Origin of the sequence: Variovorax sp. KBW07 (genome assembly GCF_003852515.1) — a bacterium.
In the GTDB taxonomy this organism is placed as follows: Bacteria; Pseudomonadota; Gammaproteobacteria; order Burkholderiales; family Burkholderiaceae_C; genus Variovorax.
Map to the genome: position 1 here is coordinate 27,717 of NZ_QAJK01000027.1, position 25,406 is coordinate 53,122.

At 67.8% G+C, this 25,406-nt stretch carries 26 protein-coding genes; 8 read left to right on the forward strand and 18 right to left on the reverse strand.

The features are described from left to right. Positions 1 to 28 precede the first annotated feature (28 nt). The 9 genes from DBV14_RS05930 to DBV14_RS05970 form a co-directional block, all read right to left on the reverse strand. Positions 29 to 1,087, reverse strand: coding sequence for a 3-keto-5-aminohexanoate cleavage protein (locus tag DBV14_RS05930; RefSeq protein ID WP_124458266.1), 1,059 nt, complete (start codon positions 1,085 to 1,087; stop codon positions 29 to 31). Positions 1,088 to 1,151: 64 nt separating this feature from the next. Then, positions 1,152 to 1,994, reverse strand: a complete 843-nt coding sequence (locus DBV14_RS05935; RefSeq protein WP_124458267.1) for a TauD/TfdA family dioxygenase — start codon at positions 1,992 to 1,994, stop codon at positions 1,152 to 1,154. A gap of 34 nt (positions 1,995 to 2,028) precedes the next feature. Beyond that, the gene (locus DBV14_RS05940; RefSeq protein ID WP_124458268.1) at positions 2,029 to 2,997 is read right to left on the reverse strand and encodes a tripartite tricarboxylate transporter substrate binding protein; all 969 of its coding nucleotides are present in this window, start codon (positions 2,995 to 2,997) and stop codon (positions 2,029 to 2,031) included. 148 nt (positions 2,998 to 3,145) lie between these two features. Further along, entirely contained in the window at positions 3,146 to 4,372 is a 1,227-nt protein-coding gene (locus DBV14_RS05945; protein ID WP_185545935.1) for a porin, read from the reverse strand. Between the two features lie 124 nt (positions 4,373 to 4,496). Further along, positions 4,497 to 5,468 carry a quinone oxidoreductase gene (locus DBV14_RS05950; protein WP_124458270.1) on the reverse strand — a complete coding sequence of 324 codons (972 nt, stop codon included), beginning with the start codon at positions 5,466 to 5,468 and terminating at the stop codon, positions 4,497 to 4,499. Beyond that, positions 5,443 to 6,099, reverse strand: coding sequence for an alpha/beta hydrolase (locus tag DBV14_RS05955; RefSeq protein WP_124458271.1), 657 nt, complete (start codon positions 6,097 to 6,099; stop codon positions 5,443 to 5,445). Before DBV14_RS05955 ends, DBV14_RS05950 begins: the two co-directional genes overlap by 26 nt. Before the next feature lie 27 nt (positions 6,100 to 6,126). Then, positions 6,127 to 7,071 (reverse strand): tripartite tricarboxylate transporter substrate binding protein, encoded by a 945-nt coding sequence (locus tag DBV14_RS05960; protein ID WP_260396836.1) that lies wholly within the window; start codon positions 7,069 to 7,071, stop codon positions 6,127 to 6,129. Between the two features lie 82 nt (positions 7,072 to 7,153). Next, a complete protein-coding gene (locus tag DBV14_RS05965) occupies positions 7,154 to 8,212 on the reverse strand; it encodes a 3-keto-5-aminohexanoate cleavage protein (RefSeq protein WP_124458273.1) in 1,059 nt (352 codons plus the stop codon). Positions 8,213 to 8,261: 49 nt separating this feature from the next. Then, positions 8,262 to 9,110, reverse strand: a complete 849-nt coding sequence (locus DBV14_RS05970) for a TauD/TfdA family dioxygenase (RefSeq protein ID WP_124458274.1) — start codon at positions 9,108 to 9,110, stop codon at positions 8,262 to 8,264. Positions 9,111 to 9,323: 213 nt separating this feature from the next. Here DBV14_RS05970 and DBV14_RS05975 point away from each other — a divergent pair, with 213 nt between their 5' ends. Beyond that, positions 9,324 to 10,397: an AraC family transcriptional regulator gene (locus DBV14_RS05975; protein WP_124458275.1), complete on the forward strand. Its 1,074-nt coding sequence runs from the start codon at positions 9,324 to 9,326 to the stop codon at positions 10,395 to 10,397. A gap of 197 nt (positions 10,398 to 10,594) precedes the next feature. Here the strand turns inward: DBV14_RS05975 and DBV14_RS05980 are convergent, their stop codons facing one another. Together DBV14_RS05980 and DBV14_RS05985 are read right to left on the reverse strand one after the other, a co-directional pair. Next, a complete protein-coding gene (locus DBV14_RS05980) occupies positions 10,595 to 11,638 on the reverse strand; it encodes a ketopantoate reductase family protein (RefSeq protein ID WP_124458276.1) in 1,044 nt (347 codons plus the stop codon). After that, a complete protein-coding gene (locus DBV14_RS05985) occupies positions 11,628 to 12,863 on the reverse strand; it encodes a porin (RefSeq protein ID WP_124458277.1) in 1,236 nt (411 codons plus the stop codon). The genes DBV14_RS05980 and DBV14_RS05985 overlap by 11 nt, the downstream gene beginning before the upstream one ends. Before the next feature lie 172 nt (positions 12,864 to 13,035). Here DBV14_RS05985 and DBV14_RS05990 point away from each other — a divergent pair, with 172 nt between their 5' ends. The 4 genes from DBV14_RS05990 to DBV14_RS06005 are packed head-to-tail and all read left to right on the forward strand — an operon-like array spanning position 13,036 to position 16,371. Then, positions 13,036 to 13,908, forward strand: coding sequence for a fumarate hydratase (locus tag DBV14_RS05990; RefSeq protein ID WP_124458278.1), 873 nt, complete (start codon positions 13,036 to 13,038; stop codon positions 13,906 to 13,908). 6 nt (positions 13,909 to 13,914) lie between these two features. Further along, on the forward strand, positions 13,915 to 14,532 hold the full coding sequence (locus tag DBV14_RS05995) for a fumarate hydratase C-terminal domain-containing protein (protein WP_124458279.1): 618 nt from the start codon (positions 13,915 to 13,917) through the stop codon (positions 14,530 to 14,532). A gap of 22 nt (positions 14,533 to 14,554) precedes the next feature. Then, complete coding sequence (locus DBV14_RS06000; protein WP_124458280.1) at positions 14,555 to 15,586, forward strand: tripartite tricarboxylate transporter substrate binding protein; 1,032 nt, start codon at positions 14,555 to 14,557, stop codon at positions 15,584 to 15,586. 20 nt (positions 15,587 to 15,606) lie between these two features. Next, entirely contained in the window at positions 15,607 to 16,371 is a 765-nt protein-coding gene (locus tag DBV14_RS06005) for an HpcH/HpaI aldolase/citrate lyase family protein (RefSeq protein ID WP_124458281.1), read from the forward strand. Here DBV14_RS06005 and DBV14_RS06010 read toward each other — a convergent pair. From DBV14_RS06010 to DBV14_RS06040, 7 genes are read right to left on the reverse strand one after another with little or no spacing between them, the layout of a single operon-like run. Further along, positions 16,358 to 17,125 carry a DNA-binding transcriptional regulator gene (locus DBV14_RS06010; protein ID WP_124458282.1) on the reverse strand — a complete coding sequence of 256 codons (768 nt, stop codon included), beginning with the start codon at positions 17,123 to 17,125 and terminating at the stop codon, positions 16,358 to 16,360. The genes DBV14_RS06005 and DBV14_RS06010 overlap by 14 nt on opposite strands. Positions 17,126 to 17,173: 48 nt before the next feature. Further along, positions 17,174 to 18,007 (reverse strand): hypothetical protein, encoded by an 834-nt coding sequence (locus DBV14_RS06015; protein ID WP_124458283.1) that lies wholly within the window; start codon positions 18,005 to 18,007, stop codon positions 17,174 to 17,176. Positions 18,008 to 18,031: 24 nt separating this feature from the next. Next, positions 18,032 to 18,661: a flavin reductase family protein gene (locus tag DBV14_RS06020; protein WP_124458284.1), complete on the reverse strand. Its 630-nt coding sequence runs from the start codon at positions 18,659 to 18,661 to the stop codon at positions 18,032 to 18,034. A gap of 31 nt (positions 18,662 to 18,692) precedes the next feature. Beyond that, on the reverse strand, positions 18,693 to 19,133 hold the full coding sequence (locus tag DBV14_RS06025) for a nuclear transport factor 2 family protein (protein WP_124458285.1): 441 nt from the start codon (positions 19,131 to 19,133) through the stop codon (positions 18,693 to 18,695). A 35-nt stretch (positions 19,134 to 19,168) separates the two neighbouring features. Further along, on the reverse strand, positions 19,169 to 20,080 hold the full coding sequence (locus DBV14_RS06030) for an amidohydrolase (protein ID WP_124458286.1): 912 nt from the start codon (positions 20,078 to 20,080) through the stop codon (positions 19,169 to 19,171). 23 nt (positions 20,081 to 20,103) lie between these two features. Further along, a complete protein-coding gene (locus DBV14_RS06035; RefSeq protein WP_185545936.1) occupies positions 20,104 to 21,075 on the reverse strand; it encodes a Bug family tripartite tricarboxylate transporter substrate binding protein in 972 nt (323 codons plus the stop codon). After that, the gene (locus DBV14_RS06040; RefSeq protein WP_124458287.1) at positions 21,072 to 22,283 is read right to left on the reverse strand and encodes a PLP-dependent aminotransferase family protein; all 1,212 of its coding nucleotides are present in this window, start codon (positions 22,281 to 22,283) and stop codon (positions 21,072 to 21,074) included. The genes DBV14_RS06035 and DBV14_RS06040 overlap by 4 nt, the downstream gene beginning before the upstream one ends. Before the next feature lie 322 nt (positions 22,284 to 22,605). Here DBV14_RS06040 and DBV14_RS06045 point away from each other — a divergent pair, with 322 nt between their 5' ends. The 3 genes from DBV14_RS06045 (at position 22,606) to DBV14_RS06055 (ending at position 25,310) form a co-directional block, all read left to right on the forward strand. Further along, positions 22,606 to 23,355, forward strand: coding sequence for a Crp/Fnr family transcriptional regulator (locus tag DBV14_RS06045; RefSeq protein WP_124458288.1), 750 nt, complete (start codon positions 22,606 to 22,608; stop codon positions 23,353 to 23,355). Beyond that, positions 23,355 to 24,074 carry a Crp/Fnr family transcriptional regulator gene (locus DBV14_RS06050; RefSeq protein WP_124458289.1) on the forward strand — a complete coding sequence of 240 codons (720 nt, stop codon included), beginning with the start codon at positions 23,355 to 23,357 and terminating at the stop codon, positions 24,072 to 24,074. The genes DBV14_RS06045 and DBV14_RS06050 overlap by 1 nt, the downstream gene beginning before the upstream one ends. Before the next feature lie 435 nt (positions 24,075 to 24,509). Then, on the forward strand, positions 24,510 to 25,310 hold the full coding sequence (locus DBV14_RS06055) for a winged helix-turn-helix domain-containing protein (protein WP_185545937.1): 801 nt from the start codon (positions 24,510 to 24,512) through the stop codon (positions 25,308 to 25,310). Positions 25,311 to 25,406 lie beyond the last annotated feature (96 nt).

Genomic DNA, 25,406 nt, shown 5'->3' on the forward strand with positions numbered 1-25,406 from the left:
GGGCATGCGCCATGCCCTCCACGAGGAGTCAGGCGGCCTTGCGCAGGAAGCCCTGGTTGGCGCCGTGGCGGTTGGGCGCAAAGCCGTTGGCCTGCAGCGATTCTTCCGCCGAGTCATAGAACACGCCGATCTTCGAGATCTCGCGCGCCTGCTGCGCGGTTGCAATCGGGCGGCCGAATTCGCGCGAGATGCGCACCAGCTGCTCGATCTGCGCCACGGTACCGATCTTGGCGCTGCGCGTCTGGTTCCACAGCACGTCTTCGGTGCCGCAGCGCACGTGCAGGCCCATGGCGATGCCCATCATGTTCACGGGCAGCACGTTGCGCACCGAGCTTTCCACGGTGAGCACCGCGCCGTCGGGCACGGCGCGCACGAAGTTGGCCAGGTTGTAGATGTTGGGTGCGTCCATGCCGCCGCTGATGGCCACCCAGTTCATGACCAGCGGCCCCTTGTAGACGCCCCTGCGCATCAGCCGCTCGACCGACTCGAAGCTGTTGATGTTGTAGCACTGGAAAGCACTCTGGATGCCGGCCTTGGTGAGGCGGCGGATGTGCTCCTCGACCCAGCCGGGTTGCGCGGGCACCGTCATTTCCTTGTAGGCCTCGAAGATGGCCGGGATCTCGCGCGATGTGCCCTTGAAGTCCGCCAGCTCGGCGTGCTCCGTGACATTCATCTGCGAGGTGTTGACGGTCACCGTCACCTGGTCGGGCCTGGGCTCGAGCTCGGCGAGCATGTGGCGCGTGTCGTCCGAGAGCCACTTGGCGGCCGCGCCCTCGGTCTCGGGCGCGAAGCTGATCGAGCCGCCCACCTGGATGATCATCTCGGGCACGCGCGCCCGCACGCCGGCGATCAGCTCGTTGAATTTCGACAGCCGCTTGCTGCCCTTGCCGTCGAGTTCGCGCACATGCAGGTGCAGCACGGTGGCGCCGGCGTTGTAGCAGTCCACCGCCTTCTGGATCTGCGCTTCCATGGTGACCGGAATCTCTTCCGGGAAGTCCGAGGGAAGCCAGCCCGGCGCATAGGGCGCGGCGGTGATGATCAGCGGCTGCTGGTTCTCGGGGAACAGGTGGCCATCGAGGAAGTTCATGTCGTTGCGTCTCCGGATTGCGATGCGGTGCGGTGCGGTGTGGGGTCGGGTTCGGCGCCGGGGCTCAGTACGGCACGTCGCCGACGATGCCGGCGCGTTCCATCTTGCGCGGCGCGGGCCAGTAGTCGTTCAGTGCGTAGTGCTGCGTGCTGCGGTTGTCCCAGACGACCACGTCGCCGGGCCGCCAGGACCAGCGCACCTGGTACTCGGGGATGGTGGCCCTGCTGACGAGGTAGTTCAGCAGCAGCGCCGCGCCCGGCGTCTTGTCGATGCCGTGCCGCACGTTCTCCGGCGTGCTGTAGTTCGCGAGGTGCGTGGTGAAGGCGCCGACGTAGAGCACCTTCTCCCCGGTCTCCGGGTGCGTGCGCACCACGGGGTGTTCCACCGGCGGATGGTCCTGGCCCAGCTTGCGGCGCGCCTCGGGCGTCATGACGGCGCCGAACGAGTGCTCGATGCTGGCCTTGGCGCGCAGGCCGCCGATCTTCTGCTTGATCTCGTCGGGCAGCTCGTCGTGCGCCTGCACCATGTTCACCCAGATGGTGTCGCCGCCGATGTCCGGGCACTCGATGCAACGCAGCACCGCGCCCATCGCGGGGCTCTGCCGCCACAGCCCGTCGCAATGGAAGGTGTTCTCGTAGCTGTGCCTGCTGTCGCTGCGATAGATGCGCACCAGCCCCGGATGCTCGGGATCGCTGCCGACGACGGGATGGTCCTCGAGCGTGCCGAAGCAGCACGCGAACGCCACGTGCTCGGCACGCGTGATGTCCTGCCCGCGAAAGAAAAGCACCTTGTGCTTCAGCAGCGCGGCGCGGATCTGCGTAAAGCAACCGGCGTCGCGCGAGGCCTCGCCGAGGTGGACGTCCGAGACTTCCGCCCCCAGGGAGGGCGTGAGGGGTCTGATGTTCATGAGCGTGTCTCCGGTGGAAATAAGGCAGCGCGAGTCAGTTCGCCTGGATGTGGAACTTCCTGACGATGGCGGCGTTGCGCTCGGACATCGCCCGGGTCTCGCCGAGCAGCGCGGCGCTGTCGATGCTGAGCTCGGGCTCCAGGCCCACGTCCATCAGCTTCTGCTGCACCGCGGGCACCTGCGCGGCCTTTTCGATCGCGGCGTGCAGCCTGGCCAGCACGTCGGGCGGCAGCTTGCTCGAGCCGATGAAGCCGACCCAGCCCCGGAACTGCAGGTCCGGGTAGCCGAGCTCGGTCGTCGTCGGCACGTCGGGCAGGTAGCGCGAGCGGGCCTTGCCGCTGAAGGCATACGGGCGCAGCTTGCCGGCCTTGATCAGCGGCATAGAGGTCAGCATGCCGTCGAACATGACGTCGACCTGGCCGCCGAGCAGGTCCTGCAGCGCGGGCGGCGAGCCGGGATAGCCGACGTGCTGCATGTCCAGCCCGGCGCGGTCGCTGAGGATCAGCCCGGCGTACTGCGACACCGTGCCGGGGCTGTAGCTGGCGAAGCTGGTCTTGCCCTTGCGCGCCTTCAGCTCGGCGATCAGGCCCTGGAAGTCCTTGGCCGGATAGCTGGCGGCGGTGACCAGCACCACGCCCGAGCGCGCCACCGACGCGATGGGCACCAGGTCCTTGAGCGGATCGAACGGCATCTTCATTACCTGCGGCGTTTCCGCCAGCACGTTGCTCGCCGCCATCACGAGGGTGTTGCCGTCGGCGGGCGCCTGCAGCATGGCCTGCAGCCCGATCGCGCCGCCGGCGCCGGGCCGGTTCTCGACGATCACGGGCCGGCCGATGTCGATGGCCATCTGCTGCCCGAGGACGCGCGCGACGATGTCCATGGTTCCGCCCGCGGGCGCAGGCACGACGAGCCTCACGGGCCGCTCGCCCAGCGCCCAGACGCTGAACGCCATCGACCATCCGATCAGCGCCACCAGGGCGCGCAAGAGTTGCTGCAGTTTCATCTTTTGTCTCCGGTTCTTGTGACGCGGCCCGAGGGCCGACGGAGCCAGTATCCGGCGCATCGCGCCTTCGTTACTTGCTTATCCGGGACATCGATTTGCCTGTACGGGACATCGCCGCAACGCACTCCTGCCTGTCTCGCCGAGGCAATCAGAAGGCGTGGCGGATGCCCACGTCGTAGCCCATCGCGCGGCGCGGCTCCATGCCGCCGTTGGTGACGTAGGCGGCCTGCGGAAAGATCGCCGGCAGGCTCAGCACCAGCGGCGTGACGCCCATCACCGTCGGGTTGTTGTGGCCGTTGCGGATGCCGATGCGTGCCACCGTCGCGTACAGCGCGGTGCGCCTGGACAGGTTGTGCACGTAGCCCAGCGCCAGCTTGTCGACCGAGGCGTCGCCGTCCGGCAGGCCGTTGCCGTTCCTGAAGTTCACGCGCGCGAACGACGCGCGAATCACGCCCGGCCCCACCGGCATGTTCACGCCGGCGACGAAGCCGTCGTAGCGGTCGGTCACGCGCGTGCCGAACAGCCCGGCGTTGTCGCGTGCGTCGCGCACGCTCGACCACTCGCCGAAGACCTTCACCGTGCCGAAGTCGTAGGAGCCGCCGAGGTTCAGGCTCTTGATCTTCTCGCCGGCGGGCGCGGCGCTGACGAGCGTGCTCTCGCCGTAGGCCAGTGCCACGTCGGCCGGGCCACTGGCCCATCCCACGCGCGCGCCGGCATAGCGGCCGCGCCCGGACGGGCTGTCGGCCGTGCCGCTCGTCTTCACGTTCTCGTGGAAGGCGTACTGCACCTGGCCGTAGAAGCCGCCGAGCCCCGGCGGCAAAAAGTAGCTGACCGCATTGCTGGTGCGCAGGTAGCTGTCGGTGCCCGCGGAGAGCCCGCCGTTGAGCAGGCCCCCGGTGGCCAGCGCCCGCGAAGCGGCGATGTTGCTGTTGACCACCGCGACCAGGTTGGTGCCCACGCCGTTGACGGAGAAGGGGTCGAACACGGCGTCGTTCCAGAACGATGCGGTGTAGTCGCGGCCGAGGCGCAGCTCGCCGAAAGGCCCCGAGAGGCTGAGCGTGGAGCGGCGGCCGAAATTCACGATGCCGCCACCCGTGTCGTTGGACAGCGGCGCTTCCAGCCAGAAGCCTGCCGACAGTCCGCCGCCCAGGTCTTCCGTTCCGCGAAAGCCCAGCCGGCTCGATGCATAGCCCGATGGCGACAGCACCGTCTGGCTCTGCGTCACCTGCCGGGGCAGCGTGGGGCCCCACGACCGGCTCTTGGTGCTGTAGTGGCTGATGCCGGCGTCGATGACGCCGAATACGGTGAGCGACGATTGCGCGGCGGCACCGCCGGAAGCGGCGAGCACGGACAACGCCAGCATTGTTCTTTTCATGGACATGTTCTCCTCACGTGGACCAGGTGGATCGCGACGGGCGCGGTAAAGCGCCCCGGTGCATCGAGGGCACCGGGGCATCGGGGGACTTCGGGGGACTTCGGGGATCGGGGGCTTGAGCGGATCAGGGAATCAGGACGGTCGATCCGGTCGTCTTGCGGGACTCGAGCGCGTGGTGCGCCTGCGCCGCATCGGCGAGCGCGAAGCTCTGCTGCGGCTCGCTGACGATGCGTCCGGCCAGCACGTGGTCGAACAGCTCCCGCGCCATCTCGAGCATGTGGGCGCGCGGATGGATGTAGTGCACCATCGCCGGCCGCGTCATCCAGAGGGAGCCCTTGGCCGCGAGCAGCTGCGAGTCCACCACCACGGAGCCCGACGAGGTGCCGTTGCTGACCAGCGTGCCGCGCGGCTGCAGGCTGTCGAGCGAATCCATCAGCGTGTCCTTGCCCACCGAGTCGTAGACCACCGGCACGCCCCGGCCTTCGGTGATCTCGCGCACGCGCTGGGCGATGTTCTCGCGCGAAGTCACGATGGTGTGCGCGCAGCCGTTGGCGCGCGCGAGTGCCGCCTTCTCGTCGCTGCTCACGGTGCCGATCATCGTCACGCCCAGCGCGCGCGCCCACTGGCAGGCGATCAGCCCCACGCCGCCGGCGGCCGCGTGGTACAGGATGGTCTCTCCGCCCTTCAGCGGATAGACCTGGCGGAACAGGTACTGCGCCGTCATGCCCTTCATCATCAGCGTGGCGGCGGTGCGGTCGGAGATGCCCTCGGGCAGCGGGATCAGCACGTCGGCCGGCATCACGCGGGCCTGCGCGTAGGCGCCCTGCGGCCCGAGCAAATAGCCGACGCGGTCGCCGGGCCTGATGTCCGTCACGCCCGGCCCGACCGCTTCCACCACGCCGACCGCGTCGGACCCCAGTCCGTTGGGCAGCGCCAGCGGATAGCGGCCGGTGCGGAAGTAGATGTCGATGAAGTTGACCGCGATGAAGCTGTGGCGCACGCGGGCCTGGCCGGGGGCGGGCTCGGCGACCTCGACGTCCTCGAGCTTCAGTACTTCGGGGCCGCCTGTCTCATGGAAGCGGATGGCCTTGACCATGTGATTTCTCCTGTGTTTTCTGTTGGCCGGCACGGGGTTCCGGGGGCGTCCCGGCTTCGTCCGTGGCCGTGGCCAGTTCGGTGATGAAAGCCTCGGCCCGCGGCCATTCGCCGTAGCCCGAGGCGGGATTGAGGTGGCCGACGGCGCCAAGGTCGACCAGCCGGCTGCCCCATTGCCGCGCCATGGCCTCGACCTGCTCGAAGCGGGCCAGCGGATCGTTGCGGCTGGCGGCGACGATGCTGGGAAAAGGCAGCGGCTGCATGGGCACCGGCAGCCAGCCTCCGTCGCGCAGCGCCTGTACGGTCGGGTAGCCCTCCGGCATCGGCGCATCGAAGTCCGGCGGCGTGGCCAGCAGCGCGCCGCGCACCGTCCGGCGCGTGCGCTGCGCCCAGTGCGCCAGCATGACGACACCGCCGCTGTGCGCCACGACCACCAGTGGCCCGTCGATGGCACGCGCCTCGCGTTCGATCGCCTCGACACGCACCGCGCAGTCGAGATTTTCGCGGCCCATCGGCGGCACGCTGCGCACGCGCGCGAGGCGTCCGGCCAGCAATGTCTGCCAATGCGCGGCGACATGGTCGCGCAGCCCCGGCACGATCAGCACGGTGGGTGGATGCCGCTGGTGGCTCACGTCGATGTTCCCGCTGCGATGCCGCGCTCAGTTCAGCTTGATGTCGTAGGTCTTGACGATCTCGGCATTGCGGGTGAACTCTTCCCGCAACTCGCCTTGCGCCTGCGCGGGCGTGCGTTCCGCCATCGGCTCGAAGCCGGCGTGGGACACGCTCGCGCGCACCGCCGGGTTGGCCGCGACCTTCTGCAGCACCGCGTGAATCTTCTCGACCAGGGGCGCGGGCATCTGCGACGAGGCGATCACGCCGGTCCAGTTGCTGAAGTCCACCGCCGGATAGCCCAGCTCCGTGAGCGTGGGCACGCCGGGAAATTCCGGCAGGCGGGCCTTGGCGCCCACCGCCAGCAGCCGCACCTTGCCGGCGGCGATCAGCGGCTTGGAAGTGACCGAGCCGTCGAACATGAGCGGAACCTGCCCGCCCATCACCTGCGCCAGCGCGGGGGCCGAGCCCGGGTAGGGGACATGCTGCATGTCCAGTCCCGCCGCCTTGTTCAGGATGGCGCCTGCATATTGCGACGCCGTGCCCGCGCTGTAGGAGGCATAGGAAACCTGGCCCGGGTGGGCCTTCACGTAGGCGATGGCCTCCTTCGCATCCTTGGCGGGAAACTGCGGGGACGCAATCAGGAGCATCGACGAGCGCGCGATCAGCGAAACGGGCTTCACGTCCTTCAGCGGATCGAAGCCTCCCTTGAGCACGTGCGGCACCTCGGTGAGCACGTTGCTGGCGGTCATCATCAGCGTCTGGCCATCGGCGGGCTGCGACAGCAGGTACTTGACGGCGATCGCGCCGCCGGCGCCCGGCTTGTTCTCGACCACCACGGGCTGGCCGATGTCGCGCGAGAGCTGGTCGCTCACGATGCGCGCGAGCACGTCGATGGTCCCGCCCGGCGGCGCGGGGACGATCATCTTCACGGGCTTGTCCGTATAGGCGGATGCCCACGGCGAACCCAGCGCGGCCGCGGCGGCGACCAGCATGGTGGCAAGGCGAGAGAGACGCGGCATGGCTGCTCCGATGCGAGAGGATGGTGCGGGAGAGAAAGAACCGGGGTCGCGCGGATCAGGCCGCCTTGCGCAGGAAGCCCTGCTGGCCGCCGTTGCGGTTGGGCGCGAAGCCGTTGGCCAGCAGCGTTTCTTCCACCGTGTCGTAGAACACGCCGATCTTCGAGATCTCGCGCGCCTGCTGCGCGGTTGCAATCGGACGACCGAACTCGCGCGAGATGCGCACCAGCTGCTCGATCTGCGCCGCCGTGCCGATCTTGGCCGTGCGCGACTGGTTCCACAGGTTGTCCTCGGTGCCGCAGCGCACGTGCAGGCCCATGGCGATGCCCATCATGTTCACGGGCAGCACGTTGAGTACCGAGCTTTCGACCGTGAGCACTGCGCCGTCGGGCACCGCGCGCACGAAGTTGGCCAGGTTGTAGATGTTCGGCGCGTCCATGCCGCCTCCGATGGCCACCCAGTTCATGACCAGTGGCCCCTTGTAGATGCCCCTGCGCATCAACCGCTCGACCGACTCGAAGCTGTTGATGTTGTAGCACTGGAAGGCACTCTGGATGCCCGCGGCCGTGAGCCGGCGGATGTGCTCCTCGGCCCAGCCGGGTTGCGCGGGCACCGTCATCTCCTTGTAGGCGTTGAAGACGGCGGGATCTTCCATCGACGTGCCGCGGATGTCCCGCACATCGAACTGCTCCAGGATGTTCATCTGCGAGGTGTTGATGGTCACCGTCACCTGGTCGGGCTTGGGGTCGAGCTCGGCCAGCATGTGGCGCGTGTCGTCCGAGAGCCACTTGGCCGCGGCGCCGTCGGTTTCGGGCGCGAAGCTGATCGAGCCGCCCACCTGGATGATCATCTCGGGCACGCGCGCCCGCACGCCGGCGATCAGCTCGTTGAATTTCGACAGCCGCTTGCTGCCCTTGCCGTCGAGTTCGCGCACATGCAGGTGCAGCACGGTGGCGCCGGCGTTGTAGCAGTCCACTGCCTTCTGGATCTGCTCTTCCATCGTCACGGCGATCTCGCCGGGGAAGTCCGAAGGCAGCCACGAGGGCGCGTAGGGGGCGGCGGTGATGATCAGCGGCTGCTGGTTTTCGGGGAACAGGTGACCGTCGAGGAAGTTCATCGGGAGCTCCAGGGAAATGCGGAAGACAAGCGGAAGAAGGTGGAAAGGGTCAGAAGGTCGGCGTGCCGACGATGCCGGCGCGCTCCATCTTTCGGTGGCACGGCGGGTAGTCCATCACCGCGTAGTGCTGCGTGGCGCGGTTGTCCCAGATTGCCACGCTGTCGGGCTGCCAGCGCCAGCGCACCTGGTACTCGGGAATGGCCGCCTGGCTGATGAGGTACTGCAGCAGCGAAGACGCACCCTGCGTGAAGTCCTGGCCGTACCGCACGTTGGCGGGCGTGTGGAAGTTCGTGAAGTGCGTGGTGAATCCGTTGACGAACAGCACCCGCTCGCCGGTCTCGGGATGGGTGCGCACCACGGGGTGCTCCGCATCCGGGTACTGGGCCTTGAGCGCGAGGCGCTTCTCGATCGGCATCGCCGCGCCGAAGGTGCATTCGATGCTGTGCCGGGCGCGCAGCGGCGCGATCAGTTCCTTCACGTGCTCGGGCAGCCGCTCGTAGGCCACCGCCATGTTGGCCCACATGGTGTCGCCGCCCACGGGCGGGCATTCGACGCACCGCAGCACGCAGCCCATCGGGGGCGCCTCGCGCCAGGTGGCGTCGGTGTGCCAGCTGTTCTCGTAGCGGTCGTTGGGCGCGTCGGGCGTCTTGTAGATGCGCACCAGGCCCGGGTGCTCCGGGTCGCTGCCTGCGACCGGGTGGTCTTCCAGTTCGCCGAAGCGCCGGGCGAAGGCCACGTGCTGTGCCCGGCTGATGTTCTGGTCGCGCAGGAACAGCACCTTGTGCCGCAGCAGCAGCGCCTTGATTTCCGCGAACAGGCCGTCGTCGCGCGCCGCATCGGCCAGGCTGACGCCGGTGATCTGGGCGCCGATGACACAGGTCAAAGGTTCGATCCGCATGTCTTGTCTCCATGTGGGCCGGCGGCAATCCGCGGCCGGGTCCGCGGAAGCTCTTGTCGTCGTGCTTTTTTTGTCTTGCCTGCCCTTGCTCCTGGGCAAGGGCGTGAGACGAACTGTAGGAGCGCGAGTCTCGCGGTGCTTTGCATTTCGTGCCATTCGCTTTGCATTTGATGCCAGAATCGCCAGCACTCGAGCACTTGTGAAAGGCCCGGCATGACGGCTCTGGTGCGCGCGGCGGCACTTACCAACTTCGCGGAAGTCGCGCAGGAACTCGGCTACGACCCGGGCGCCGCATTGCGCAGGGCCGGGTTGCGCGCGCAACTGCTGCGCGAGCCCGACCAGCTGATCGAAGCCGACCGCGTGGCCCGCCTGCTCGAAGAAGCGGCGCGCAAGACGGATTGCGAATCTTTCGGGCTGCGCATCGCCGCGCGGCGCCAGCTGTCGAACTTCGGAATGGTCAGCCTGCTGCTCATGCACCAGCCAACGCTGCGGCAGGTGTTGCTCACGCTGATCGATCATCTGCACCTGCTCAACGAGAGGCTGGCAATCCAGGTGGAGGACGTCGACAACCTCGTTCTTCTGCGCGAGGAGCTGGCGGTCTCCGAACCCGCACGGCAGTCCATCGAACTGGCGATCGGCGTGCTCTACCGGATGTGCGAGGCGCTTCTAGGGGACCGCTGGCAGCCCGCCAGCGTGAGCTTCGCCCACGAGCCTCCCGCCAACCAGGCCTTTCATCGCCGGTTCTTCAAATGCCGCATCGAGTTCAATGGCACCTTCAACGGCCTGGTGTGCCGGGCGGCGGATCTCGACGTGCCCAATCCGGGCGCCGACCCCGTGCTGGCCGCCTACGCCCGCAAGTTGATTGCGACCCTCCCCGACGATCGCCAACGCTCGATCGACCAGGAGGTGCGCAAGGCCATCTACCTCATGCTGCCGGCCGGGCGCGCCACCTGCAAGGCCGTGGCCCAGGGCCTGGGGACGAGCATGCGCACCCTGCAGCGCGAGCTCGGTGCACGCGACCTGACGTTCAAGCAGCTGATCAACGACGTCCGGCAGGAGCTTGCCCGCCGCTACGTGGCCAACAGCCGCTACAGCCTGGGCGAGGTGGCCGCGCTGCTGGGCTACAGCACGCACAGCGCGTTCACCCGCTGGTTCGGCGCCCAGTTCGGCTGTTCACCGGAAGCGTGGCGCGAACAGGTGCTGGAGCGCGCTGCACCCAGCGTGCGTCCACGCGCTGGAAGAGACGCAAAGGGATCGGTTTCAAGAAACAGGCGACTGAAAACCTGAAAGCCTGAAAGCCGTGAGGAACAGCGCTGTGCCCCTAATACCCCGTGTCGCGCAGCGTACTACTCGGGTTTTGCGGGAGGCACTCCGCCAGGGCGAGTCGGCTCGCAACGGCTGCCCGCTTCAAGCCCCATGTCGTTCGGGGCTTGTCGTCCGTTGATCGCAGCCCGGCGACGACCAGGCTGCGCCGCAATCGATGGTCAGGGGCCCGCGCTTCTGGCTGCATACAACCCGGCCTGCTGCGCACGCATGCAGGCCAGCGCGAAGGCGCTCTCCAGCTGAGGCACCGGCTGCTGCAGCGCCGCCGCGCTTTCGAGCGCGGCACCGAGAATCGCGTCGAGTTCCACGCTGCGCCCGGCTTCCATGTCCTGCAGCATCGAGGTCTTGATCGCGCCGAGCTTGCGCGTCTGCGCCATGCGCTGCGCGGTGTCGGTCTGGACCGTCAGGCCCAGGCTTCGGCCGAGCGCGATGCACTCGCTCATCATCCGTTCGAACAGCTGCCGCATCGGGCCATCGTCCAGCATGCGGTCGGTCGTCGCGCCGGTCAGCAGGCTCAGCGGATTGGCGCAGGCGTTGCCCAGCAGCTTGAGCCAGAGCTCGCTGCGGATGTCCTCGCTCGCGACCGCGCCAAGCCCGGCATCGGCCAGCACGCCGGCCCAATGCTGCGCGCGTGCGCTGGGCCCACCGACGGGCTCCCCGATCACCACGCGCCCGCCCGAGCTGTGCACCACCGAGCCCGGCTCCGGGCAATGGCAGGACGCCATCACGCTGCCGCCGAGCACCTGTTGCACGCCGATGGTTTTTTCGATGGCGCCTTCAGGGTCGACGCTGCGCAGGCGCAGGCCCGACAGCGGCTGGCCGGGCACCAGGAAGTACCACCACGGCAAGCCGTTGCCGATCGGCAGCACGGTGGCGCCCTCGTGCAACAGCGGCGACAGCGTGGGCACCACGCCCGGCAGCACGTGCGACTTGAGCGCCAGCACTACGAGTTCGGGCGGCTCCATGTCGAGCGGCGATGCCGCGGCGCGAACGGCAATGCTCTGTTGCGGCTGCGGGCCGCTCGTGTAGCGCAGGCCATGCTTTTGAATCGCGTCCAGCGTGGCGCCGCGGTCGAGCACGGTGACCGAGTGCCCGGCCTGTGCGAGCCGCGCCGCGAAGTGGCCGCCGATGGCCCCCGCGCCGATGACCGCGATGCGCCGCAGGGGCTGCGTGCTCGAGGGGGAACGCACGGACTCAGAAGGCATGCCGAAGCCCCAGGTCGTAGCCGCTCGAGCGCTTCGGAGAAAACGCGCCCGTCACGAAGCCCGGGCCACCGACGGACAGCGCCGCGCCGTTCTTGTTCTCGATGCGCGCAACGCTCGCATACAGCGCGGTGCGCTTCGACAGGTTGTGCACGTAGCTCAACGCGAGCTGGCTTGCCTTCGGGTCCGGCGTGGTGCTGAACGGACGGTTGTAGTCGTACTTCACCTTCGCGTACGACGCCCGGATCACGCCGGGCCCTACCGGCACGTTGACGCCGAACATCAGGCCCGTGAGGTCGACGTCGGACGAGGTGCTGGCGGCAAGGCCGCTGACGATCGTCCGGTTCTTGATGCGCGACACCTCGCCGAACAGCTTTGCCGCGCCCAGGTCGTACGCGGCACCGAGGTTGATGGTGTCTTGCCGCAGCGTGGTGCCCGCGAGGTAGTCGCTCAGCAGCGTGTTGCGGCTGGCGGCCAGCGCCACGTTCAGCGACCCCTGGTCGTAGCCGAATCGTCCGCCGATGAAACGGCCCGAGCGCGTGTCGGTGGCCGCGGGCGTCAGGGCACCGGGCGAGGTGCGGGTCTTTTCATTGAAGGCGTACTGCACCTGCCCGTAGAAGCCGCCCAGGTTGGCCGGCAGGAAGTACGACACCATGTTGCTGCTGCGCGCATAGGCATTGGTCAGCACGGCGGACACGGGCGGCAGGCCGGGCAATTGCGCCGGTTGCGGCACGCCCATTTTGCTCATGGCCGTGCCGGCGCGATAGATCAGGTTGGTGCCCACGCCGTTGACGCCGAGCGGATCGAACACGAAGTCGTTCGTGAAGGTCGCGTTGATGTCCCGGCCCAGGCGGATCTCGCCGAAGCTGCCCGACAGGCTGACCGTCGAGCGGCGCGCGAAACCCTGAATGCCTTCCTGCCCCGAATCGTTCGTGATCGACGACTCGAGCCAGAAGCTCGCGGCAAGCCCGCCGCCCAGGTCCTCGGTGCCGCGAAAGCCGACGCGGCTGGACGCGAGGCCCGAAGCCGACAACGCCCGCTGGCTGACGGTGCGGCTGCCCTGGTTGCGGTAGAACGGGTTGGCCGGCGTGGCCGACTTCGGGTCCGCCGACTTGTTCGAATAGCCGCTGATGCCGGCATCGACCACGCCGAACAGCGTGACCGAAGATTGGGCGAACGCCGCGCCGGCAAGACCGGTCGCTGCAAGGCCTATCGCGAAAATCCTCATTGCTTGTCTCCTCCATGAACGTTGGGGAGCGCATTGTTGGAGGAGCTACGGCATCGCCGCAAACGAAAGATTCAGACTTTTCTACTGGTGAAAACTTCAAAGAATGCGCTTGAACACTTGCCCGCGACAGCGCATCGTACGGGCCATCGAGACAAGCGGATCCCACGTAAACATGGCCATCGACAGTGCCACTCTCCAACGAGTGACGGCGCAGCTCTACGAGCGCTCCCTGAAAAAAATTCCCGACGACACGCGTGCCGTTCTGCAGCGCGCGGAAGCCACCGAGACCGGCACCACCGGCAAGCACACGCTGAAGATCATGCTGCAGAGCGCGGACGCCGCGCAGCAGGGCAATGAGCTGGTGTGCACCGACGTCGGCATTCCCACCTACAGCATCAAGATCGGCACGCGCGTGCAGTTCGAAGGCCCGGTGCGCGAGGCCATTGCGCGCGGCTTTGCCGACCTGGTGCAGCACATCGACCCGCCGATCCTCAAGATGGTGACCAACCCGCTCACGCATGCGCGCAGCTACGCGGGCAAGGACATGCCGCTGCTGAGCTTCGACGTGATCGACGACGCCGACTACGTGGAGATCGTCTGCGCGCCCAAGGCCATGGGCACCGGCCGGTGGGAGGCCATCGATGCCTTCGTGTACCCGACGCTGGAGCAGATCGAGAAGTTCGTGCTCGACACCGTGCTGCGCGCGGGCTCGCAACCCTGCCTGCCCATCGTGGTGGGCGTGGGCATCGGCGGCACCTTCGACTACGCGGCCCGGCTGGCCAAGGAGTCGGTGCTGCGCCCCTTCGGCCGCACCAACCCCGAGCCGATCCTCGCGGCCATGGAAAAGCGCCTGCTGGACGCCATCAACGCCATGGGCTTCGGCCCCATGGGCACCGGCGGCGACGCCAGCGCGATGGCGGTGCACATCGACTACGCCGCGAGCCACGGCTTCGTGCCGGTCGCGGTGTGCTTCAACTGCTGGATCAATCGCCGCACCGCCGCGCGCATCTACAACGACGGCCGCGTCGAAGACCTGAACTGGTAGGCCGCGATGCTCCACAAGCTCGAACTTCCCCTCTCGCGCGACAAGGTGCGCGAACTCGCGGTCGGCGACATGGTCACGCTGGACGGCGACATCACCGTCAGCATCGGCCTGCCCACGCACCAGCGCATGGCGCAGGCGGTGGCCGACGGCCAGGCGCTGCCGGTCGACCTGCGCGGCGGCGCCTTCTTTCACCTGAGCACCTTCGTGAAAGAAACCGCCGACGGCCCCGTGCCGCTCTACATGAACCCGAGCACCAGCACGCGCTACAACGCGTGGATGCCGTCGCTGGTGCGCGGCCTCGACCTGCGGCTGACCGGCGGCAAGGGCGGGCTCGACGCGGCCTGCGTGCAGGCGCTGCGCGACACCGGCTGCGTGTACCTGTCGTTCCTCGGCGGCGGCGCGCCGCTGCTGTCGCGCGGACTGCGCCGCGTGGTGTCTTCCCACTGGAACGAATACATCTCGCAGTTCCGGCTGCTCACGTTGAACGTCGCGTCGCTCGGCCCCGCCACGGTGGCCATCGACGCGCACGGCAACAGCCTCTACGACCAGCTGCGTGACCAGGCGCAAGCGCGCATGCCGCAGTTGCTGCAGCGCCTGGAAACGGCCCGCAAGGCATCCCTTTAGAAAACCTCAGGAGACTTCAAGAATGAACAGGAGACATTGGCTCGGCGCGAGCCTGGGCGCCATCGGCGCAGTGAGCGCGGTTGGCGCGGTTGGCGCGGTTGGCGCGGGTGTGGCCGCGAGCCTTGCGCCGGTGGCCGCATGGGCCGCCAACGGCGCGTGGCCGAACCGGCCGATCCGCATGGTGGTTCCCTTCCCGGCGGGCGGCAGCACCGACATGGTGGCGCGCTACCTGGCGCAAGGCCTCGGCGAGCGCCTGGGCGCGCCCGTCATCGTCGACAACCGCGCCGGCGCGGCCGGCAACATCGGCACCGACGCCGTGGCCAAGGCAGCGCCCGACGGCTACACCATCGGCCTGGTTACCTCGGGCCCGCTGGTGAACAACAAGTTCCTCTACAAGTCGATGCCCTTCGACGGCGACAAGGACCTGGCACCCATCGCGCTGGTGTGCGAGATCCCGATGGTCTTCGTCAGCAACCCCGAGCAGCTGAAGGTACGCAACCTCAAGGAGTTCATCGAGGCGGCAAAAGCCAAGCCCTCCGCGTTCTCGGTCGCCACGCCGGGCAACGGCACCATCGGCCACCTGGCCCTGGCCGACCTGTCGCAGACCGCCGGCGTGCGCCTGCAGGACGTGCCGTACCGCGGCGACACGCCCGCGCTCACCGATCTGCTGGGTGGCGTGGTGCAGGCGATATCGGCACCGGTCTCCACCTTCATCCCGAACATCCAGGCGGGCAAGCTGCGCGGGCTGGCGGTCACTTCCGCCACGCGCTTCCCCGGCCTGCCCGACGTGCCGACCGCGAAGGAGCAGGGCATCGACCAGACGGCCACCGTGTGGTTCGCGGTGGTCGGCCCTGCCGGCATGCCGGCACCGATGGTGCAGCGGCTCAATGCCGAGATCAACCGGCTGCTCGAATCGCCGCAAGGCAAGAGCAAGCTGCAGCAATACGGCGGCGTGGTCGCGAGCGGAGCGCCCGAGCTGCTGCGCAAGCGCATCGAGGCCGACGGCCAGAAGTGGCAGCGCGTGATCAAGACCGCGCAGATCAAGCTCGACTGAAGAAAGGCAGGCGCACGCCCATGAGCAACGACAGCAGCAACACCAGCACCACCACCGCCGCGCAGCTCGGCACCTTCGTCAAGACCGGCTCGCCGCAGACGGTCGAGGTGCTCGGCACCACGGGGCTCGACTTCGTCGTGGTCGACGCCGAGCACGCGCCCTTCGACCGCTCCCTGCTCGACCTGATGGTGATGGCCGGCCGCGCCGCGCGCATTCCGATGTTCATCCGCATCCCCGAGATCAACCCCGCGGTGATCCTTTCGTGCCTCGACATCGGCGCCGCCGGCCTGCTGGTGCCGCACGTCGACACCGCCGAACAGGCGCGCGAAGTGGTGGCCATGGCGCGCTACCGGGGCGGGCGGCGCGGCTACTCGGGCGGCCCGCGCTTTGCCGGCTACGCGAGCATGGGCATGGCGCAGGCGCTGCAGCTTGGCGACCAGGCGCAGATCGTCTGCCAGATCGAGAGCGCGCAGGCGGTCGATGAGGCGCAGGCGATTGCCGACGTGCCGGGCGTGGCCGGCCTGTTCGTGGGCCGCGCCGACCTGGCGCTGTCGATGGGGCTGGACGATCCGCGCGCGCCCGAGGTTCTGCAGGCCACGCGCGTGGCGCTGCAGGCGGCCACGCGGGCCGGCAAGCTGGCGGGCATGCACGTGGGCGGTACGTCCGAGCGCGAGCAGTTCATGGCCGAGGGTGCCAACTGGTTCGTCGTTTCTTCCGACCAGACCCTGCTGCGGCAGGCCGTGCAGGCCTTTGCCGGACCGCCCAAGGCAGCTAGAGCGCGCTGAGCCGCTCCCCGATGCGCTGGGCCATCTCCTGCATCGGCGGCAGGAATTTCTTTACCGCCTGTTCTTCGCTGATCGCGGAGGCGATCCATGTAAGCCCGGCGCTGGCCACGGCCCTGCGCCCTTCGAAGATGGGCACGGCCAGCGTGTTCGAGACCGGCTTGACGCCCGGCACGCGCAAGGCATAGCCCTGCTGGCGGATCTGCCGCAGCATCGCCTGCACGACGCGCGGCTGCCCGGCCACGGCGTCTTCCGGGTCGCCCGAGGCCTTGAGGATGTCGAGCAGCGCGCGGCACTCCTGCGCCGTGCAGGCCGCGAGGTACACACGACCGAGTGCGCGCGTCATGAGGCTCAGGCGCATGTTGATGCTGGAGTGCAGCAGCGACAGCGGCGAGCTGGGAATGGTGCTGTAGCGGATCACCACCGCGTCGTAGTCGGGCACGGCCAGGGCGATGGGCCACTTGAACTTGCGCGTCAGCTCGTCCATGGGGCGCCTGGAGGCTTCGACCAGGCGCGGCTCGCCGTGGTAGCCCGACGAAAGTTGCCGCACGCCCGAGGTCAGGCCGTAGGCGCCGTACTGCGGTGCCCGCGTCACCAGCCCCTTGCCCTCCAGCGTTTCGAGAAGGCGGACCAGCGTGGGCTTGGGAATGCCCGTCTGGCGGTACAGCGTGTCGAGCGTGCAGACGGGGGATCGGTTGAGCGCGGCCAGTACGTCGATGGCGCGCTCGACGGCGCGGATGGGAGTGAAGGATGCCATGGAGGGCGCAGTTTAGGCCGCGCCTGCAGTCATGTACCGCGGTGTCCGTCAGCCGGCCGTGCGGCGTTCGTAGTCGCCCGCGTTGGCGACCCAGCCCTTGTCGATGAAGTCGTGCCGCGGTGGCGAGAACACGTCGATCAGCAGGTGGCTTCCCGGGCCCACGCCTTCGGTGGTGTGCACCAGCAGCACCGGCACCGTGATCATCGAAGGCGAGGGGGCATGCAGGTGTTCGTCGTCGCGCCACTGGTCGGCGTTGCCGCCCCAGTTGACGCGCAGGTGGTGCACGAAGTCGCCCGCCATGGCCAGCGAGCCCTGCTCGAAGTCGGCGTGGTTGTGCGGGCTCAGTTGCGTGCGGTCGCGCGGGCCCTGGTACTCGACCCAGTTGATGCTCAGGGTGTCGGTCTGGAACATCTTCAGCCGCGGTTTGTCGGCCGGGGGCTGGATCGCATCGACCTCCATGACCTGGATCGCGCCGGACGGCGTACGGCGCTGGTAGTGCTCGCCGACCGGGCGCACGCGCGCGTCGGGCACGGCGTAGTCGGCCTGGTTGCGCGCCACGCCCGGCGCCAGGTCGGGGCGCGAGGAGGCGACCAGCGCGGCGCGGCCCGTGCCTTTTTCCGAACCCGCGAGGCGCACCGTCACAGGGCCGGCCGGCAGCACGCAGACGCTGCGGCCCGGCACCTCGCGCACTTCGGCGCCGGCATGCACGGTGGCGCCGCCGTCGGGCAGCAGCAGCAGCATCTCGTGCGGGCTGGTGGCCTCGACCGGGGCCTCGCCCTCGATCCACTGGACCCAGAAGTTCTGTCCGCGCGCCACCGAACCCGGTGGAAGCTCGTGGACGGCGGCGCTGCGCACGCCGGTTTCAATCGTTGTGTTCGTCATCGTGTTCCTTTCGTTGTCTTGTCGTCAGTCGCGCCGCGGGCTCGGCCGCGAGAGCTCCACCAGCGGGCCGACCGATGCGTACTGGTTGCCGCCCAGCCGCGTGAGCGGCAGCGTGCGCGCCACGTCGAAGCGCCCGTTCGGCTCGACGAATTCCGGGTCGAGGTGAATGCCGACCACGCGCCCGAACACCACGTTGCTGAACGTGTCGCCCGGCCCCTGCGGCTCGATCTCGACGATGCGCAGCAGCTTGCATTCCATGCTCGCCGGCGAACGCGCCACGCGCGGCGGCCGCACCTTCTGGCTCGGCGCTTTCTGCAGGCCGGCAAGCTCGAACTCGTCGGTGCCGTAGGGCGCGTCGAGCGAGCTGATGTTCATGGCGTCGCGCAAGTCCCAGGTCACCAGGTTGGTGACGAATTCGCCGGTCGCGCGCACGTTGGTGATGGTGTCTTTTTCGTGTCGGTCGGCCGGCGCGTTGCAGGAAAAGATGACCACCGGCGGCGCGGTGGAAACCAGGTTGAAGTGCGAGAACGGCGCCAGGTTGACCCGGCCTTCGGGGCTCATCGTGCTGATCCAGCCGATGGGCCGTGGCGCCACGATGGCATTGAAAAGCGTGCGCTTGAAATCGGGTGTGTTTTCGGGGTCGATGAACAGCATGAGGGCTTCTTCTTTCGTGCGATCGCTGGCTTCAGCCCGTGGTGGGCGTGTCGTCCCGGAACAGCGGGCGCAGCGTGCGCAGCGCGTAGAGCCAGCTGCCGTCGGGCTGGCGCACCACCGTTTCGCGCACGTCGGCGATCATGATCGCGGGCCTCGATGGCAGCACGCCTTCGCCGTCGGCGGCGTAGAGGCTCATCACGTAGTTGCAGTCCACGCGCTCCGGCGACACCGGCACCGCGCGAAAGTTCTGCACCACGTGCAGCGAGGTGCGCGCGCCGCGCGCCTGCCGTGCGTTGTAGAAGTCGGCAATGGCGGCGCGGCCGGTGCGTGACTTCTGGCTGGTGGTGAACACCGCGTCCTCGGTGTAGTAGGCGTGGGCGTCCTGCCCCCAGTTGAAGTCGACCTCGTACCAGTAGTCGACGGCCAGTGCCTCGAGCGCCTGGCGAAGCGCGAGTTTTTCGATGTGGTTCATGCGTGCGGCTCCATGCCGGTTCAGTTCGGTTCGGTTCAGTCTTGCCAGTAGAGGCGCGTGGGGTTGTCGACCAGCAGCTTGTGCAGCACGGCGGGGTCGTCGGAAAAAAGCGGCAGCAGGTCGACCAGCTTGCCGTCGTCGGGCATCTCGCGCACGCTGGGGTGGGGCCAGTCGGTGCCCCACAGCACGCGGTCGGGCGCGGCCTCGACCAGCCGGCGCGCGAAGGGCACGGCATCTTCGAAGGGCAGGCCAGGGCCGGAAGACAGCAGATGCGACGTGCGCTCCGCGCCGCTCACCTTGACCCAGCAGCGCTCGTCCTTCATGAGGTCGAGCAGCGCGTCGAAGGGCTCCTGCTGCGGGCCGCTTTCGGCCAGCACGCGGCCCATGTGGTCGATCACGTAGGGCAGCGGCAGCTCGTCCAGAAACTGGCGGTACACCGGCAGGTCTTGCGGGTCGAAGTGCAGCACCAGGTGCCAGCCCAGCGTCTTCACGCGATGGGCCAGGCTGCGGATGGCGTCCAGGTCCGGCGCGCCGCCCAGCCGCCGCACGAAGTTGAAGCGCAGCGAGCGCACGCCGCCTTCGTGCAGCGCGCGCAGCCCGGCGTCGTCGATCGACGCGGGGACCATTGCAACGCCGCGGTAGGTGTCGGGCGACTGCGCAATGGCGTCCAGCATCGCGCTGTTGTCGTGGCCGTGGATGCTGGCCTGCACCAGCACCACGCGCTCGATGCCGAGCAGCGCATGCAGCGCGCGCAATTGCGCCGCCGGTGCGTCCGTCGGTTCGTAGGTGCGCTTGGGCGAATACGGAAAACGCGCGCCCGGCCCGAACACGTGGCAGTGCGCGTCGCAGGCGCCGGGCGGCAGCCGGTAGGTGGGCCGGCTGGGGTTCGGGTGCGGCGGGGGATTGACCTTGAGGGGGGCGGGCGTGCCGAGGGTGCTGTCTGTCATGGTTGGTGTCGTCTCTTGTCTGTTCATTCGGCCTTGAAGCCGGAGCGCTTGATGGGCTCTTCCCAGCGCTTGTACTGGGACGCCTGCGTGCTCGCCAGGAGCTGCGAGCCGCCGTGGTCGGCCACCATCGCCAGGTTCAGGAGCTTGTCGCGCACGTCCTGTGTGGCCAGTGCCTGCGCCACGGCCTTGTCGATGCGGTCCGTCACGGCGCCCGGCATGTTGGCCGGTCCGTAGAGGCCGAAGAAATTGTCGACCACCACGTCGATGCCGGACTCGCGCAGCGTCGGCACTTCGGGCAGGGCGGGCGTGCGGCGGGCACCGGTCACGGCAAGCACGCGCAGCTTGCCGTTGCGGTGCATCTCCACCACTTCGGCCGGGCTGTCGATCATCAGCGGCACCTGGCCGCCGATCAGGTCCTGGATGGCGGGTGCGCCGCCGCGGTACGGCACATGGAGCAGCGGAACGCCGGTCGCCTGCGCGATCACCAGGCCGGCGAAGTGGGGCACCGAGCCCGCGCCCGACGTCGCATACGTGGCCTGCGCGGGGTGCGCCTTCATCCACGCGAACATCGCCTTCACGTCGCCCGGCGGCACCGCCGGCCCGACGGACACGGCCAGGTCCAGCGTGGTCAGGCGCGACACCGGCGTGAAGTCTTTCACCGGGTCGTAGCCCAGGCTGGTGGGATAGAGCCAGGGCAGGATGGTCAGCGCACCGCCCGGGGCAATGGCCAGCGTGCGCCCGTCGGGCCGCGAGCGCCGCAGCTCGCTCAACGCGATGCGCCCAGCCGCGCCGGGCCGGTTCTCCACCAGCACGTTGGTGTTCAGCGAAACCCGCAGCTTGTCCGCCAGCAGGCGGGCCACCGCGTCCACGCCGCCGCCAGGCGGAAAGCCCACCAGGATGCGCGTGGGCGTGGTGTCCTGCGCCCACACCGACGGCATGGGCGAGGCTGCCGCCGCGAGTGCGAGCGACATCGAGAAGTGGCGACGTTTGATCATTGAAGGGCTCCTTGTCTTGTGGTCGGCCAGCCGGGCGCCGTGTCCAGTGCCTGGGCCAGCAGTTCGATGCCCCGGTCGATCTGGGCGGGCGGCGCTGTCACGAAGGACAGGCGCAACAGGTTGTGGCGCGAGCGGTCCGCGAAGAACGCGAAGCCCGGCACGTAGGCCACGCCAAGCTCAACGGCGTGCGCCAGCATGGCCATGGCATCGATGCCTTCGGGCAGCGCGAGCCAGAAGAACATGCCGCCGGCCGGCACGCTCCAGCGGCAGCCTTGCGGCATGTGGCGCAGCAACGCGGCCTGCATGGCGTCGCGGTGGCCGCGATAGCGCTCGCGAACCAGCGGCACGTGCTCCGCCAGGAACCCGTCGCGCACGACCTGGTAGACCACCTGCTGGTTGAAGATCGGCGTGTGCAGGTCGGCCGCCTGCTTGGCCTGGACCAGCTTGGGCATCAGCGAAGGCGGCGCCACCACGTAGCCCAGGCGAAGGCCCGGCGCCAGCACCTTCGAGAACGAGCCCAGGTACACGCTGCCCTCGGGCCAGTGCGAGGCCAGCGATGCCGGCGCGGGCGCGTCGAACCACAGGTCGCCGTAGGGGTTGTCTTCCACCAGCGGCAGGCCCATGCGGCGTGCCTGCGCGGTCAGTTGCTCGCGCCGCGCCGCGCCGATGGTGCGGCCGGTGGGGTTCTGGAAGTTCGGCACCAGGTACAGGAAGCGCGCGCCACCGGCCTGTGCCAGCGCATCGGGCAGCGGGCCTTCGTCGTCGTTGGCGATGCTCAGGTAGTCGGCCTCGTACGGGTTGAAGGCCTGCAGTGCGCCTACATAGGTCGGCGACTCGACCGCCACCACGCTGCCCGGGTCGAGCAGCACCTTGCCGACGAGGTCCAGGCCCTGCTGCGATCCGCTGGTGATCAGCACGTCGCCCGCGCCGATGCGCAGGCCCTGTGCCGCCAGGTCTTGCGCCACCCATTCGCGCAAGGGCGCAAAGCCTTCGGTCGATGCGTACTGCAATGCTTCGCGCGGCGTCTGCCGCAGCACGTGGTTCGTCGCCTCGCGGACCTTCTCCAGCGGGAACGCGTCCGGCGACGGAAGGCCGCCCGCGAGCGAGATCACGTTCGGGCGGGCCGCGAGATTGAGGATCTCGCGAATGATCGACGGCTGGATGCGCTGGGCGCGTCGAGCCAGTTGGAAGGGGAGCGAAGAACTCATGCGGCGGTGGGTTGCGACAGGCGAAAAAAGAAGCGTCGGAGTCGTCGCACGGCGGGCCGGGCCCGGGACAACTTCCACGAGAGGCGGCATCTTTTCATCGGCCCCCGGCTGCCGCAATCGGAAATTTCGAAGTTTTCACCTGCAGAAAAGTTGGCCTCGAGCCCGGCTTCGAGCATCGACTGTTCATGGCGCGGGCCGGCAGGGAAGCTGGTTCATGCAGCCGCCCGAGACCTGCCGCGGAGATTTCTGCAATCATTCGCCGTCGGGCAGAAATAGAAGAAGCGGTCGTCGGGGAGTTGGTTCGCGCACACACAAGGCCTTCATGAACGTGCCAGCAAGCAGCGCTGCCGATGTGGCATTGATCCGGCAGGCGCTGGGTTTGACCGAGGCCTTTGCGTCCTGGCCGGCCCCGCTCCTGGACAGGTTGCTGCCGATGTCGCGCCTGGGGCGCCATCCGCGAGGCGCCCTGGTGCACAGCGAGGCAGAGGCGGAGCCGGAGATATTGACGGTGGTGTCCGGCCACCTGATGGTCAGCCGGGTGAACATCGACGGCTCCCGCGCATCCATCTCCGTTCTGGGGCCGGGCCTTGTCATCGGCATACCGCGTGGAATGAATCCCGACGACGAGGCGCTGTATGACTACCGCGCCAACGACGATGCGGTGGTCGTCCACGTTCCCGCGCGCATCGTCTTCCAGACGCTCGACTCCGAAGCCTTTCTCTGGAAAACCATGGCGCACATGCTCCTGAAGCAACACCGCCAGATGCTCACCACGGTGGTGGACCAGCTCGCCGGCAACCTGCGCAGGCGGCTCGCGGCCACCATCGACCGGCTCGCGCAGATCTACGGCGTCGACAGCCGGCAGATGAGTCTTCGGCTGCGTCTTTCCCAGGACGACCTGGCCGCCATGCTGCAGGTGTCGCGCGGTGCCCTCAACAGGGAGATACGCATGTTCGAAGAGCAAGGCCTGATTCGTGCCGAGTACGGGACATTGATCGTTCTCGACCTGCCTTCGCTGCGCAAGCTGGCCGGCTCCGTCGAGGAGCTTGGGCAGGACGAGGAGCAGGCGTGATGCAGCCGTTCGATCCGCAAGCGGCGGACACCGCGTTCATCAGAAGCGAACTGTTGGCCGCGGAGAGTTTTGCGGGCTGGTCGCCCTCGGCCATCGAGAGCCTGCTGCCCACTGCGCGGCTGGGCCGCTACGAGCGCGGAGAAATGGTCAAGCGCGAAGACGTCGGCGAGCCTGAAGTCCTGCTCGTGCTTTCGGGGCACATGCTGGCAAGCCGGCTTTATCCAGATGATTCCCGCGTGCCGGTTTTCATTTTCAACCCCGGCTATGTGGCCAGCATCCAGGCACCGCTCGACAACGAGAAGCATGCGTTCTATGCGTACGAGGCGCACGACAGTGCGGTGGTGTTGCATCTGTCGGCACGCCTGGTGCTCGACAGGCTCGATACGACGCCGTTCCTCTGGAAGGCGATGGCCAAGGTGGTCGTGAAACAGCATCGCTCGATTGCCAGCACGCTGCTGGACTTTCAGAGCGGCAACACCCGCAGGCGGCTTGCCGCGACGATCTCCAGGCTTGCGCGCATCTATGGCGTGGACGACGACACCCGCAATGTGCGCCTTCGTCTTTCCCAGGACGACCTGGCTGCAATGCTGCAAGTGAGCCGCCGGTCCATCAACGGCGAGATGCGCGTGCTCGAAGCCAAGGGGCTGGTGCGCTCGGAATACAACGCCGTGACCGTGCTCGACCTGCCGGCACTGCGCAGCCTGCACTCCGATTCCTGATGCGCAGAGCCTGCAAGGCAATCGGCATGAGCTGATTCGGCCATTGCGACCCTCGCATTTCCATTGACTGCGGCCTCGTGCCGCGCGCTTGTATTGGCCCAGCCAAGACAGGCGGCGCTCGCGTGGGCGAGCGTTGAAATGAGAAAAAGATTACTTTCAAAGCGCATGAAAAGCGGCTCTGCCTGTATCGGGAATGTGACGTTTGTCGCGCTTCCCCAGTGCCCGCCGGTCGAAATGAGAAGAACATTACTTTTGAAGGTGTGAGCGGTCTCTGGGCAAGCAAGGTCATATTTACAGTTGGCTTGCGAAATAAGTAGTTCTCTGCTTTTTCGCGATACGAATTCATCTTTGATGAGTAATTGATCAACAAGCCAAGCTGAATCGTCCTGGCTGCTTTCGAGACTGAAAATGAACGGGAAACGGGCGCCGCACCATGTGGCACTGATCGACGGGCTTGCCACCCAGCGCGTCCAACTGCGCCGCCGGCTGGAGCACGCTGGCTGCACGCCCGTGCTGTTCGAAGATTCGTCCGAGCTGCTGGCCTTGCTGTGCAGTGGCAGGAGGTTCGATCTCTTGCTGATCGTCGAAGACGGCGCTTCGACGTGGCGCCAACTGGTGACGGTGTGCGGCGTGTTCGGCATACCGGCCCTTGTGCTCGCCGGTAAATCGGGCTTCAAGCAGGCCCACACATGGGCGCACGATTTTCCCGTTTCTCCATTGTTCGATTTCACGTTCTTGAATTGCCCGGAAATCGAGTTGCGGCAGCGAATTCTCAAGCTGTTGCATCACGGTGCGCAGTGCCAGGATCAATTGGTCAAGGCAAAGGGATTGGTATTCGGGAATTACAAATTCCACGAAGGCCTGTGCGTGGTTTCTCATCGGGGGCGTGAAATCAATTTGCAACCCCGGCAATTCAAATTGGCACTCGAGTTGTTTCGCAACACCGGCAGCGTGCTGGAGCGCAACCGGCTCTGGGCCTTGCTGTGGACCACGCCGTTTCCTTCGAAGGGCGTGAGAACGCTCGATGTGTGCGTGGCCAATGTCCGCAGGAAGCTCGAACTCTTTCCTGAGAACGGCTTCGCGCTGAAGTCGGTCTATGGGCGCGGCTACCAGCTTCTGGCGGTAGCGCCGCTGAAAGCGCCCGTGCCCGGGTTCGTCACCGCCGACCGGATGCCCGTCGGTTGGGCGGCGAACTCTTCCCCTGCCCTCGGCCAGGCGAGCGCTTCGCCGCACTGAGCTCCCGAGGTTCTCGCGTCTGCACCAGGCACCCCGTGTCCACGGGGGCGGCCGCTGTGCGCCTGCTCGCTCGCTTTTCTCTTTCCTTTTTTCTTC

Excerpts from the sequence above, each read along its gene's own strand:
- DBV14_RS06050 (WP_124458289.1), top strand. The coding sequence starts at position 23,355 with ATGCAGCCGTTCGATCCGCAAGCGGCGGACACCGCGTTCATCAGAAGC.
- DBV14_RS06035 (WP_185545936.1), bottom strand. The coding sequence starts at position 21,075 with ATGATCAAACGTCGCCACTTCTCGATGTCGCTCGCACTCGCGGCGGCA.
- DBV14_RS06045 (WP_124458288.1), top strand. The coding sequence starts at position 22,606 with ATGAACGTGCCAGCAAGCAGCGCTGCCGATGTGGCATTGATCCGGCAG.
- DBV14_RS06030 (WP_124458286.1), bottom strand. The coding sequence starts at position 20,080 with ATGACAGACAGCACCCTCGGCACGCCCGCCCCCCTCAAGGTCAATCCC.
- DBV14_RS06015 (WP_124458283.1), bottom strand. The coding sequence starts at position 18,007 with ATGACGAACACAACGATTGAAACCGGCGTGCGCAGCGCCGCCGTCCAC.
- DBV14_RS05960 (WP_260396836.1), bottom strand. The coding sequence starts at position 7,071 with ATGCTGGTCGCCGCCGCGGCCGCGCTGGGTTCGCCGTGGGCATCCGCC.
- DBV14_RS05935 (WP_124458267.1), bottom strand. The coding sequence starts at position 1,994 with ATGAACATCAGACCCCTCACGCCCTCCCTGGGGGCGGAAGTCTCGGAC.
- DBV14_RS05965 (WP_124458273.1), bottom strand. The coding sequence starts at position 8,212 with ATGAACTTCCTCGACGGTCACCTGTTCCCCGAAAACCAGCAGCCGCTG.
- DBV14_RS06000 (WP_124458280.1), top strand. The coding sequence starts at position 14,555 with ATGAACAGGAGACATTGGCTCGGCGCGAGCCTGGGCGCCATCGGCGCA.
- DBV14_RS05995 (WP_124458279.1), top strand. The coding sequence starts at position 13,915 with ATGCTCCACAAGCTCGAACTTCCCCTCTCGCGCGACAAGGTGCGCGAA.
- DBV14_RS05945 (WP_185545935.1), bottom strand. The coding sequence starts at position 4,372 with ATGAAAAGAACAATGCTGGCGTTGTCCGTGCTCGCCGCTTCCGGCGGT.
- DBV14_RS06040 (WP_124458287.1), bottom strand. The coding sequence starts at position 22,283 with ATGAGTTCTTCGCTCCCCTTCCAACTGGCTCGACGCGCCCAGCGCATC.
- DBV14_RS05990 (WP_124458278.1), top strand. The coding sequence starts at position 13,036 with ATGGCCATCGACAGTGCCACTCTCCAACGAGTGACGGCGCAGCTCTAC.
- DBV14_RS05980 (WP_124458276.1), bottom strand. The coding sequence starts at position 11,638 with ATGCCTTCTGAGTCCGTGCGTTCCCCCTCGAGCACGCAGCCCCTGCGG.
- DBV14_RS05930 (WP_124458266.1), bottom strand. The coding sequence starts at position 1,087 with ATGAACTTCCTCGATGGCCACCTGTTCCCCGAGAACCAGCAGCCGCTG.
- DBV14_RS06020 (WP_124458284.1), bottom strand. The coding sequence starts at position 18,661 with ATGCTGTTCATCGACCCCGAAAACACACCCGATTTCAAGCGCACGCTT.
- DBV14_RS05940 (WP_124458268.1), bottom strand. The coding sequence starts at position 2,997 with ATGAAACTGCAGCAACTCTTGCGCGCCCTGGTGGCGCTGATCGGATGG.
- DBV14_RS05970 (WP_124458274.1), bottom strand. The coding sequence starts at position 9,110 with ATGCGGATCGAACCTTTGACCTGTGTCATCGGCGCCCAGATCACCGGC.
- DBV14_RS06010 (WP_124458282.1), bottom strand. The coding sequence starts at position 17,125 with ATGGCATCCTTCACTCCCATCCGCGCCGTCGAGCGCGCCATCGACGTA.
- DBV14_RS05975 (WP_124458275.1), top strand. The coding sequence starts at position 9,324 with ATGACGGCTCTGGTGCGCGCGGCGGCACTTACCAACTTCGCGGAAGTC.
- DBV14_RS06005 (WP_124458281.1), top strand. The coding sequence starts at position 15,607 with ATGAGCAACGACAGCAGCAACACCAGCACCACCACCGCCGCGCAGCTC.
- DBV14_RS06025 (WP_124458285.1), bottom strand. The coding sequence starts at position 19,133 with ATGAACCACATCGAAAAACTCGCGCTTCGCCAGGCGCTCGAGGCACTG.
- DBV14_RS05950 (WP_124458270.1), bottom strand. The coding sequence starts at position 5,468 with ATGGTCAAGGCCATCCGCTTCCATGAGACAGGCGGCCCCGAAGTACTG.
- DBV14_RS05985 (WP_124458277.1), bottom strand. The coding sequence starts at position 12,863 with ATGAGGATTTTCGCGATAGGCCTTGCAGCGACCGGTCTTGCCGGCGCG.